The sequence below is a fragment of the Brevundimonas diminuta ATCC 11568 genome (assembly GCF_000204035.1).
Classification (GTDB): Bacteria; Pseudomonadota; Alphaproteobacteria; order Caulobacterales; family Caulobacteraceae; genus Brevundimonas; species Brevundimonas diminuta.
Genome location: NZ_GL883086.1, coordinates 2416779 through 2427821, shown reverse-complemented (window position 1 = coordinate 2427821; position 11043 = coordinate 2416779). Strand labels below are relative to the sequence as shown.

Annotated in this window: 8 protein-coding genes; 7 read left to right on the top strand and 1 reads right to left on the bottom strand. The window is 68.6% G+C overall.

Translation table 11 applies throughout. The annotated features are described in order from the left end of the window. On the bottom strand, nucleotides 1-1357 hold a 1357-nt coding region (locus BDIM_RS15675), incomplete at its 3' end, for a helicase HerA-like domain-containing protein (RefSeq protein ID WP_040346431.1). A gap of 116 nt (nucleotides 1358-1473) precedes the next feature. Here BDIM_RS15675 and BDIM_RS15670 point away from each other — a divergent pair. From BDIM_RS15670 to tsaB, 7 genes are all read left to right on the top strand, one after another. Then, nucleotides 1474-2643, top strand: coding sequence for an AI-2E family transporter (locus BDIM_RS15670; RefSeq protein ID WP_040346430.1), 1170 nt, complete (start codon nucleotides 1474-1476; stop codon nucleotides 2641-2643). Nucleotides 2644-3080: 437 nt separating this feature from the next. Further along, nucleotides 3081-7943 (top strand): NAD-glutamate dehydrogenase, encoded by a 4863-nt coding sequence (locus tag BDIM_RS15665; RefSeq protein WP_040346428.1) that lies wholly within the window; start codon nucleotides 3081-3083, stop codon nucleotides 7941-7943. A gap of 215 nt (nucleotides 7944-8158) precedes the next feature. After that, entirely contained in the window at nucleotides 8159-8626 is a 468-nt protein-coding gene (locus tag BDIM_RS15660; RefSeq protein ID WP_003166540.1) for a universal stress protein, read from the top strand. A gap of 145 nt (nucleotides 8627-8771) precedes the next feature. Beyond that, the gene (locus BDIM_RS15655) at nucleotides 8772-9329 is read left to right on the top strand and encodes a NifU family protein (protein WP_003166539.1); all 558 of its coding nucleotides are present in this window, start codon (nucleotides 8772-8774) and stop codon (nucleotides 9327-9329) included. 61 nt (nucleotides 9330-9390) lie between these two features. After that, nucleotides 9391-9975, top strand: a complete 585-nt coding sequence (locus BDIM_RS15650) for a helix-turn-helix domain-containing protein (protein WP_050796762.1) — start codon at nucleotides 9391-9393, stop codon at nucleotides 9973-9975. 60 nt (nucleotides 9976-10035) lie between these two features. Beyond that, the gene (locus BDIM_RS15645) at nucleotides 10036-10404 is read left to right on the top strand and encodes a helix-turn-helix domain-containing protein (protein WP_003166538.1); all 369 of its coding nucleotides are present in this window, start codon (nucleotides 10036-10038) and stop codon (nucleotides 10402-10404) included. Between the two features lie 58 nt (nucleotides 10405-10462). Continuing rightward, the coding region (gene tsaB / locus BDIM_RS15640) for a tRNA (adenosine(37)-N6)-threonylcarbamoyltransferase complex dimerization subunit type 1 TsaB (protein WP_050796761.1) at nucleotides 10463-11043 on the top strand (581 nt) is incomplete at its 3' end.

Genomic DNA, 11043 nt, shown 5'->3' with positions numbered 1-11043 from the left:
TCGAACGCGCCGCCTTTTCCGCCGCCTTGGCTTCGGCAGCCGCTGCGGCCGTTTCGGCTTCGATGCGGTCGGCCTGGGCGCGGCGGGCGTTCAGCACTTCTTCGGCCGACTCGCGGTTGACCGCCGTGTCATAGACGCCGCGTACGGGGCTTGCGGCGATCGTGGCGGCGCGCTCGGCCTCAGTGGCCGGGCCGAGGCGCGAATCCGGCGGACGGATCTTGGTCTGGGCCACCACGGTCGGCGCGCCCTTTTCATCGAGGGTCGACACCAGGGCCTCGCCGACCCCCAGGGCCTGAATGGCCTCGGCCGTGTCGAAGGCGGGGTTGGCGCGGAAGCTCTGGGCGGCCGCGCGCAGGCCCTTCTGCTCGGCGGGGGTATAGGCGCGCAGCGCGTGCTGAACGCGGTTGCCCAGCTGGGCCAGGACGCTGTCGGGAATGTCGGCCGGGTTCTGGGTGACGAAATAGACGCCGACGCCCTTAGAGCGGATCAGGCGCACCACCTGCTCGACCTTTTCCAGCAGGCCCTTGGGCGCGTCGTTGAACAGCAGGTGGGCCTCGTCGAAGAAGAAGACCAGGCGCGGCTTCTCCGGGTCGCCGATCTCGGGCAACTGCTCGAACAGCTCGGATAGAAGCCACAGCAGGAAGGCGGCGTACAGGCGCGGGCTGTTCATCAGCCGCGTGGCGTCCAGCACGTTCACCTGGCCCCGGCCGTCCAGGGCGGTGCGCATCATGTCCTCCAGACGCAGGGCCGGTTCGCCGAAGAAGGCCTTGCCGCCCTGCTGTTCGAGCTGAAGCAGGGCGCGCTGGATGGCGGCGATGGAGGTGGGCGAGACGTTGCCGACCTCGCGGCCGATGGTCTGGGCGTTCTCGCCGACATAGGCCAGCAGGGCGCGCAGATCCTCCAGGTCCAGCAGCAGCAGACCTTCCTTGTCGGCGACGTGGAAGGCGACGGTCAGCACCCCCTCCTGCACGTCGTTCAGCTCCAGCATCCGAGCCAGAAGCACGGGACCGACGTCGGACACGGTGGCGCGGATGGGGTGGCCCTTCTTACCGTACAGATCCCAGAAGACGACCGGGGCCGACTTGCCGTTCAGGGTCAGACCCATCTTGCCCGCGCGCTCGGCGAACTTCTCGACGCCGCCGCCCTGGCTGATGCCCGACAGGTCGCCCTTCACATCGGCGCAGAAGACCGGGACGCCCGCTTCGGAAAAGCCCTGGGCCATGATCTGCAGGGTGACGGTCTTGCCTGTGCCGGTGGCGCCGGCGACGACGCCGTGGCGGTTGGCCCGGTTCAGCAGCAGCCGTTCGGCCGCGCCCTCGAAGGACTGGCCGAGAAACAGGGCGGGGGCGTCGGTCATGAAGAGGGTCTCCTGCGTGCCCGGCCATGCTTAATCGACCGCGCCGTCGCCGCAAGGCGGAACCGGCGCGGTTTACAGCGATTGACGCCGTTCCCGGCCACGACGACACTTCCGCCATGAAGCTTCCCATTACCGTCAGTCATTCCTCCCCGGCCACGAATGCGGTGGTGCTGATCGCCGTCGTGGCGGCGGGCGCGGCCCTCTACTGGCTCAGGGACATCCTGACGCCTCTGGCCATGGCCGTCTTCCTGATGATCATGATCGACGGGGTGAAGCGCGCCATCGAGCGACGCACGCCGATCCCTCCGCGTTTCGCGGGGGCGGCGGCCCTGATCGTGGTGGTGCTGGGCTTCCTGGCCTCGATCTGGATCATCGTCGACGGCGCGGCGGGTTTCTTCACCGACGCCTCGGGCGTGGCGGGCAGCATCGGCCCGCGCATCGACCAGATCAGCCGCGACGTCTCGGCCCTGGTCGGGATCAGCGATCCGCCGACCCTGCACGACATGATCGCCGGCATCGACATGCGCGGCTGGCTGACCACGACGGCCTTCCAGGTGCAGGGCGCAGCCACCGGCGCCTTCTTCGTCATGATCTACCTGGGCTTCCTGCTGGCCTCGCAGGCGGGGTTCCGCAAGAAGATGGTCGGCATGTTCCCCGAGCGCGGCCCGCGCCAGGAGGCGCTGGAGGTGTTCGAACGCGTGCGCGGCGGGGTCGAGGGCTATCTGTGGGTCCAGGCCGTGACCGGGGCCATGATCTGCGCCGTGGCCTGGGGGCTGATGCGGGCGGTGGGGCTTCAGAACGCCGAGTTCTGGACCTTTGTCATCTTCATCGTCGGCTTCATTCCGGTGCTGGGCGGCGCCGTGGCGGGCTGCGCCCCCCCGCTGTTCGCCCTGGTCCAGTTCGAGAGCTATTGGCCCGCCCTGATCCTTTTCGTCGGTCTTCAGACCCTGCTCTTCCTGGTCGGCAATCTGGTCCAGCCGCGGATGCAGGGCGACAATCAGAACATCGACCCTATCGTGGTGCTGCTGGCCCTGGCCTTCTGGGGCAAGCTGTGGGGCGTGGCGGGGATGTTCCTGTCGACCCCGCTGGCGGTGATGGCCATGGCCATCCTGGCGGAGTTCAAGGGCTCGCGCTGGATCGCCGTGCTGTTGTCGGGCGACGGCGAGCCCTATGCCGCCAAGCAAACGAAGAAACCGGATAAGAAAACTGAATCTTCACCCAAGAATCGGGGCGGTTCTACCCTGTTGAATCGTATACTGGGGCGCGACGTCCCGCCGCAGGCTTAAAGCTAGAAATATTCGTCTTCTTGTCCTTGAACTGCCGCAATCGACGCCTATCTCATCCTCACACGACGACGCGGTCCTCCCCTCCCCCTCCCGGACCGCGACGTCCCAGGCCGGCGCTTCCCCTCCCCCTCCTGAGCGCCGGACCGAGCAGGCCGTCGGACTCCGTTCGACGGCCTTGTTCGTTTCTGGGGCCGATTTTCCTTCATGCCGACGCGCGCTTCTGTCCGATCACGGCTGAATTGGGGCTTTTATTTCTCTGTTCTGCGGCGGGCTTGGCTAAAACAGTCCACAACTGGGCCTCCCGCGCCACATGGTGCGGTGCACACTGAAATTCCCTGTCTTTCGGGGCGTCGGCGGCCTAGCTGTTCTCGCCGGGGACGCTAAGGTGCGGCTGTTTTCCCCAGCGGTTTTCCACCGCGCCGTTCGAGACCTGAGTCATGTCCGCTGCTTCGCGCATCGTTCCCGCCGTTCCCGCCGACCTGGGAGCGCTGGAGGCGGCCTACGCGCGGATTGCGGCGCCGCCGGGCGCGGCGGAGAAGACCCTGCTGGCTCAGGCCTTCGACGACTATTCGGCGGATGAGACGCCCGAGCTGGGCGGAGACGACCTGGCGGTCCTGCTGGCCGGCGCCTGGCGCGGCGCCGAGGCCCGCAAGGCGGGCGAGCCCGCCCGCATCACCGTCGGTCCGCTGGCCGACGCCGCCGGCGTCAACACCGGCTATGACCAGATCCTGATCCTGCAGGACGACAACCCCTTCCTGGTCGACAGCGTCCTGGGCGAACTGGCTGAGGCGGGCGTCACCGTCCGCGCCTTGTTCCACCCCATCGTCGAGGTCGAGGCCGGTCGTCGCGACTCCCTGATCATCGTCGTCATCGACCCCTTGCCGCAGGAACGCCGCGACGCCCTGGGCGAGGGCCTGGCGCAGGCCATGGCCGATGTGCGCGTCGCCGTGCGCGACCACGGCGCCATGGTCCAGACCATGCGCGACGCCGTCCAGCGTCTTGAAGCCGCCCCGCCGAAGGGCGTCGATCCCGAGGTGCTGAAGGAGAACCTCGAGTTCCTGCGTTGGGCCAAGAGCGACCATTTCGTCTTCCTGGGCGCGCGCGACTACGACTATCCGCGTGATGCGTCCGGCTCCTATGAGGCCGAGGCGCCGTTGAACCAGTCCAGCGACGGCCTGGGCGTGCTCAGCGATCCCGAGCGCCGCGTCCTGCGCCGCGCCTCCGAGCCCGCCGTCCTGACCGCCGCCATGCAGCGCCAGATGGACGAGAGCGATCCCGTCACCGTGGCCAAGGCCAATATGCGCTCGCGCGTGCACCGCCGGGCCTACATGGATTACGTCGGGGTCAAGCGCTACGACGCCGACGGCAAGCCGACCGGCGAGACCCGCTTCGTCGGCCTGTTCACCGCCGAGGCCTACGACAAGATGGCCAAGGAAGTGCCGCTGATCCGTCGCAAGGTCGCCAATGCGCTGGAGCGCGCGGGCAAGACGCCGGGCAGCCACAACTACAAGCGCCTGAAGAACATCCTCGAGAACTACCCCCGCGACGAACTGTTCCAGATCGGCGAGGACGAGCTGCTGGATACGGCGCTGGGCATCCTGCACCTGTACGACCGCCCGCGCATCCGCCTGTTCACGCGCCGCGATCCGTTCGATCGTTTCGTCTCGGTGCTGTGCTTCATCCCGCGCGAGCGTTTCGACGCCGGTCTGCGCCAGCGCATCGGCGGAATCCTGGCCCAGGCCTGGGGCGGCCGCGTCTCGGCCTGGTATCCGCAGCTGACCGATCAGCCGCTGACCCGCGTCCACTACATCATCGGCGTGACGCCGGGCGATCATCCGATCCCGGATCTGAAGGCGCTTGAGGCCGAGGTGGCCGAGGCCGGCCGCAGCTGGATCGACCGCTTCGAGCGCGCCCTGCGCCTGGCCGGGGTGGACGAGGCCGCTGTCGGCCCGACCAGCGCCCGCTGGGCCGAGGGCTTCGGCGTGGCTTTCCGCGCCCGCTATGACGCGGCCGAGGCCGTGGCCGACCTGGAGCAGTTCGACCGCCTGAACGACGGCTCGGCCGCCGACGGCGTCCACGCCGAGCCGGTGGCGGTGCGCGCCTTCCGTACGGCCGACGAGACCAATCTGCAGTTCCGCTTCAAGCTGTATCGCCGCGGTTCGGCCGTGCCGCTGTCGGACGTCTTGCCGATCCTGGCCGACATGGGCCTGAAGACGCTGGAGGAATCCGACCACGTCGTGCGCACGATCGGCCAGGAGCCGATCTACATCCACGACTTCCTGCTGGAAGATCCGCGTGGCGCCGACCTGGTGTTCGCCGATCTCAAGACCCCGTTCGAAGAGGCCTTCAAGGCCGTGTGGAACGGCCGCACCGAGAGCGACGGCTTCAACCGCCTGGTGCTCGAGCTGGGCGTCGACTGGCGCGAGGCGGCTCTGATCCGCACCCTGGCCCGCTATCGCCAGCAGACGGGTCTGGACCCGTCGCAGTCGGTGCAGGAAGCCGCTCTGCGCGAGTACCCCGACGTGGCGCGCGCCATCCTGGCGCTGTTCAAGGCCAAGTTCGATCCGGCGCACGGCGGCTCGGTCGCCGAACGCGAGGCGTCTGTCGCCGAACTGGACGCCAGGATCGAGACCCTGCTGCAGGACGTGAAGAGCCTGGATCACGACCGGGCCCTGCGCCGCATCGCGGCCCTGATCGACGGCATCAAGCGCACCAACTTCTATCAAGTCGACGCCGAGGGCACGCCCAAGGCCCACATCTCGATCAAGATCGCCGGTCAGGAACTGGCTGACCTGCCCCTGCCCAAGCCTTTCCGCGAAATCTTCGTCTGGGCGCCGCACATCGAGGGCTCGCACCTGCGCTTCGGCCCGGTGGCGCGCGGGGGCCTGCGCTGGTCGGACCGTCGCGACGACTTCCGCACCGAGGTTCTGGGTCTGGTGAAGGCCCAGCAAGTCAAGAACTCGGTCATCGTGCCGGTCGGCTCCAAGGGCGGCTTCTATCCCAAGCAGCTGCCGGTCGGCGGCACGCGCGAGGAGACGCAGGCCGAGGCCATTCGCGCCTACAAGACCTTCCTGTCCGGCATGCTGGACATCACCGACAACATCGTCGGTGAAGGCGCCCCGGTGCGTCCGGCCAATGTCGTGGCCTGGGAAGGCGACGACCCCTATCTGGTCGTGGCCGCCGACAAGGGCACGGCGACCTTCTCGGACATCGCCAACGGCGTGAGCCAATCCTACGGCTTCTGGCTGGACGACGCATTCGCGAGCGGCGGTTCGGCCGGCTACGACCACAAGGAAATGGGCATCACGGCGCGCGGCGCCTGGGAAGCGGTCAAGCGTCACTTCCGCGAACTCGGCAAGGATATCCAGACCGAGCCCTTCACCGTGGTCGGCGTCGGCGACATGTCGGGCGACGTCTTCGGCAACGGCATGTTGCTGTCGCAGGCGACCAAGGTCGTGGCCGCCTTCGATCACCGCGACATCTTCATCGACCCGAACCCGGACGTGGCGAAGTCGTGGGCCGAGCGCAAGCGCCTGTTCGAGACGCCGCGCACCAGCTGGCAGGACTATGACAAGGCTCTGATCTCGGAAGGCGGCGGCGTCTTCTCGCGCTCGGCCAAGTCGATCGCCCTGACGCCGCAGATCAAGGCGCTGCTGGATATCGAGGCCGACAGCGTCGATCCGGTCACTCTGATGCAGGCCATCCTCAAGGCCCGCGCCGAGCTGCTCTACTTCGGCGGCATCGGCACCTACATCAAGGGCGCCGGCGAGACAAACCTGCAGGTCGGCGACAAGGCCAATGACGCCATCCGCATCAACGGCGGCGAGATCCGGGCGCAGGTCGTCGGCGAAGGCGCCAACCTGGGCGCGACCCAGCTCGGGCGTATCGAAGCCGCCCGCGCGGGCGTGCGTCTGAACACCGACGCCATCGACAACTCGGCCGGCGTGGACTCCTCGGACCACGAGGTGAACATCAAGATCCTGACCGGCGGCGCCATCGCCTCGGGTCATCTGAAGGCCGAGGACCGCAACGCCCTGCTCAAGTCGATGACCGACGAGGTCGCGGACAAGGTGCTGGCCCACAACTACGATCAGACCCTGGCCCTAACCTTGCAACAGGCCGAAGGCGCGGCCGCGCTGGACTCTCAGCAGGCCTTCATGCAGCACCTGTCGTCGATCGGTAAGCTGAACCGGGCGGTCGAATACCTGCCCGACGACGCCCGCATCGCCGAGATGAAGCTGCAGGGCCAGGCCTTGACTCGGCCGGAGCTGGCGGTTCTGACCGCCTATTCCAAGCTGGAGCTGTTCGACGAGATCGTCGGCTCGACGGCGCCGGACGACGCCTTCTTCGAACGCCTGCTGCTGGAATACTTCCCGGCGCCGCTGGCTCAGTTCGAAGAGGATATGAAGGGCCACCGCCTGCGTCGCGACATCATCGCCACCGTGCTGTCGAACGAGATCGTCAACATGGCCGGGCCGACCTTCCCCGATCGCCTGCGCGCGGCGGCGGAATGCGACACCGCCGCCATGGTCACGGCCTTCGAGACCGCGCGTCACGTCTTCCGCCTCGACGAGGCCTGGAAGGCGGTGTCGGCCCTGGACCTGAAGATTCCGGCCGAGGCTCAGACGGCCCTCTATCAGGAGATCGCCCTGGTCCTGCGTCGCCAGACCTTCTGGCTGGCGCGCCGCGCGGCCCGCACCGAGACGACTGTCGGCGGCATGATCGCCGCCTATCAGCCCGCCGCCGACGCCTTGCGCGCCGCCGGCCCGGAAGTGTTGTCGCGTTATGAGCACGCCCGCTATGAAGGTCGGGTCCAGACCTTCATCGGTCTGGGCGCGCCGGAAGAGCTGGCCCGCGACATCGCCATGCTGCGTCCGATGGTGGCCACGGCCGACATCGGCGACCTGTCGGGCGAACTGGGCTGGGACGCCCCGGCCATGGCCCGCGTCTATCACCAGGTCGGCGCCGCTTTCGACTTCGACCGCCTGCGCGTGGCGGCCGGGTCGGTGCCGTCCGGCGATCGCTTCGATCGCCTGGCCGTGCGTCGCCTGATCCAGGATCTGATGACCGAGCAGCAGCAGCTGACCCGCGCCGTGGCCAAGGCCTCGGCCCAGGCGGCGGGCGCCGGCGAGGACAGCGCCGAACAGGCGGTCGACGCCTGGATCGGCGCTCGCATGGATCAGGTGGAGGCCCTGCGCGCCTCGGTCGATGAGATCGAGACCTCGGGCTCCGGCTGGACCTTCGCCAAGCTGACCATCGCCAATGGCGAGATCCGCGAGGTGCTGGCGTCAGCTTCCTAAGCGAGGTGACGCCGGGCGAGAGCCCGGCGTCACGCGCTACGTTCGCGACGCGGTCGCTCACTGCTTGAGCGCATGAGGCGCTCGAACAGGAGCGGCTCGCGTCGGCGCCGCAATCAGGGCCCGTCCGTTTCGTCATCTGGCGAGGCGGGCGGGCCTTGGCGTTTGGGGCGGGGTCGGTTTAGGTGGCGCCTGCTGTTCAGCGAACCGGAGGGCCCATGCCCAGGAAGTTCCTCGTCGTCGTCGACGACACTCCCGAATTGGACGCCGCCCTGGCCTACGCCGCACGCCGCGCGCGTTCGACCGGGGGCCATGTGGTGCTGTTGCGCGCCCTGGTCGGCGGATCGGACGAGCACTGGTCCGGCGTCCGCGACGAAATCCGCCGCCAGCAGCGCGAGGAGGCGGAAGCCCTGCTGGCCCGGCTGGGGGAAAAGGTCGCCGAGACGTCCGGCGCTCCTCCCGTCTACCTGATAGAGGAAGGCGATCCGCAGGCCGCCATCCGTAAGGCGGTCGGCGACGATCCCGACATCAAGATCCTGATTCTGGCCGCCGGCGCTAACGGGCGCGGCCCTGGCCCTCTGGTTTCGGCGGTGCTGAAACAGGGCGCCGCCTTCACGGGCCGCAAGCTGCCGGTCACCATCGTCCCCGGCGAACTGACCGAGGCGGAGATTCTGGATCTGGCTTGATTTGAGGGTCCCTATGCTCGGCCCGCGGGGCCTCGCGGTTTGAGCGACGTGGGGCGAGGCGGCGCGAGCATGAGTGCGTGGTCGGCTCCGGTCTGGGACAGCGCGCCCTCTTGAACCGGGCCGCGGCAGGGCGCATCTGGGGCTCATGTTCATCCAGACCGAAGCCACGCCCAATCCCAACGCCCTGAAGTTCCTGCCGGGCCGCGACGTCGCGGTTCAGGACGTGTTGGAATATCGCACGATCGACGAAGCGGCGGCCTCGCCCTTGGCCGAGGCTCTGTTCGAGCTGGAAGGGGTCGAGGGCGTCTTCTTCGGCGCCGACTACGTCTCGATCACCCGCGCGGCCCACGGCCCGGACTGGACCGAGATGAAGGCGCCGATCCTGTCGGTCATCATGGATCATTTCGTCTCGGGCGCGCCGCTGGTGCGCGAGGGCGAAACGGCGACCGAGGACGCCGGCGAGGACACGGAGATCGTGGCCGAGATCAAGAGCCTGCTCGACAGCCGCATCCGTCCGGCCGTGGCTCAGGACGGCGGCGACATCCTGTTTGACCATTTCGACGAGGAGACCGGCGTGCTGCGCCTGCGGATGCGCGGCGCCTGCGCCGGCTGCCCCTCCTCCTCCGCCACGTTGAAGGCCGGGGTAGAGCAGATGATGCGCCACTACGTCCCCGAAGTGACCAGCGTCGAACAGGTGCTGTAAGCGCCGCCCTGTTTCACATGAAACACTCGTCGGACGGCGCGTCGTCGGGCATGATGGCGCCATGAGCGGTTCGGACGAGACATCCCAGGCGCGCGCCCTGGGCGAGGCCCTGGCGACGCTGCGGCGCGAGCGCGGCCTGAGCCAGGCTGAGGCGGGCCAGCGGATCGGCATGACCAGCCAGGGCTGGGGCCTGTATGAGGCGGGCAAGCGCTCCAGCCTGTTCCGTCCAGACGTTCAGCGCCGCCTGACCGGCGCCCTGGACGCCACGCCTGAAGCCTTGGTCCTGCAGCTGGAAGGCGAGTCGGCTTCACCTGAAGTCCTTGCCGCCAATGGAGTTTCGGCGCGCGGCCGGGCGTTCGAGGGCGCTCCCATCGCGTCGCGTCGGCTGCGGTTGGAGACGGATGAACTGACGCCCTGGGCCTCCGCCGGGACGGTGCTGGAATATGCGCCGGGGCGTTGGCCGCGCCGGGGACAGGGCTGCATTATCCAGATGGACGACGGTGTTCAGAAGGTTCGCCTCTATGATCGCGCCGACGATGCGGAAGTGGTGGTCTTCGGCGCGGGCGGTCTGGATCGGTCGGAGCGGATCGCGCGCTCGCAGATCCAGTCGATGTCGGCGGTCACCGGTCGCCTTGACGATGAATGAAACAAAATAGTTGCATTCTAGCGCGGGTCATGAAACGCTCTGGTTGAAACCGGAGGGGTCATGTCGCGTCGCAGCCATCATATCGACCAGGCCGTCGGCCTGCGCATCGCCGCCCGGCGGTCCGCCCTGGGCTGGTCTCAGTCCGTTCTCGGACGGGAACTGGGCGTCAGCTTCCAGCAGATTCAGAAATATGAGACGGGGGCCAACCGCGTCTCTGCTTCGCGCCTGCATCAGGCGGCGACCGCCATGGGATGTTCGGTGGCCGATTTCTTTCCCGCGCGCCCCAGCGCCGAGGGGGAGGTCGAGCTGGTCCATCCGGTTCTGGCCAGCGCCGAGGGGCGGGGTCTGGCCGAGGCCTTCGCTCGCATTCCCGACGCAGGCGCGCGCCGGGCCCTGACGCGGGTCGCCCAGGCCATGGCGGGCGCCTGATCGACGCCCGGCGTCGTGGCGGTCGCATCCGAAGCGGTTTCGCATTAGGGACAGAACCATGAAGGTCATGGTCATCGACACGGCGCTGGGCGCCTGCGTTGCGGGGGTGTTCACGGGCAAGGCGGATGCGGCCCCGCCCTACGCCTTGGGCGTGCGCGCGGAGGTCATGGCCAAGGGGCATCAGGAGCGTCTGGGCGGTCTGGCGCGCGATGCGGCGGCCGAGGCGGGGGGCTTCGGCGGGATCGACCGCATCGGGGTGACGGTCGGGCCGGGCTCCTTCACCGGCCTGCGGGTCGGTCTGGCCTTTGCGCTCGGTCTGGGCGCGGCGCTGGATCGGCCGGTGGTCGGCGTCTCTACGCTGGACGCTCTGGCCGCCTCGGTTCCCGCGAAGGGGATGGTCGCCGCCGTGATCGATGCGCGTCGGGGCCAGGTCTATGCGCGCCTGTTCCGCGACGGCGCGCCGCTGGGTGAGGCTGAGGCCCTGCCGCTGGAGACGGCGCGCGACCGCATCCTGGCTGCGGCCGGAGACGCACGGTCGACCCTGATCGGCAGCGGGGCGGCGCTTCTGGCCGAGACCTTCCCTGAGCTGGCGGGCGCGGTCTTGCACCCCTGCCCGCGCCGACGCCAGAGGCGGTGGCG

What these genes read in the sequence shown, in the direction of transcription:
- BDIM_RS15670 (WP_040346430.1), top strand. Translation starts at nt 1,474, where the DNA reads ATGAAGCTTCCCATTACCGTCAGTCATTCCTCCCCGGCCACGAATGCG.
- BDIM_RS15665 (WP_040346428.1), top strand. Translation starts at nt 3,081, where the DNA reads ATGTCCGCTGCTTCGCGCATCGTTCCCGCCGTTCCCGCCGACCTGGGA.
- BDIM_RS15660 (WP_003166540.1), top strand. Translation starts at nt 8,159, where the DNA reads ATGCCCAGGAAGTTCCTCGTCGTCGTCGACGACACTCCCGAATTGGAC.
- BDIM_RS15655 (WP_003166539.1), top strand. Translation starts at nt 8,772, where the DNA reads ATGTTCATCCAGACCGAAGCCACGCCCAATCCCAACGCCCTGAAGTTC.
- BDIM_RS15650 (WP_050796762.1), top strand. Translation starts at nt 9,391, where the DNA reads ATGAGCGGTTCGGACGAGACATCCCAGGCGCGCGCCCTGGGCGAGGCC.
- BDIM_RS15645 (WP_003166538.1), top strand. Translation starts at nt 10,036, where the DNA reads ATGTCGCGTCGCAGCCATCATATCGACCAGGCCGTCGGCCTGCGCATC.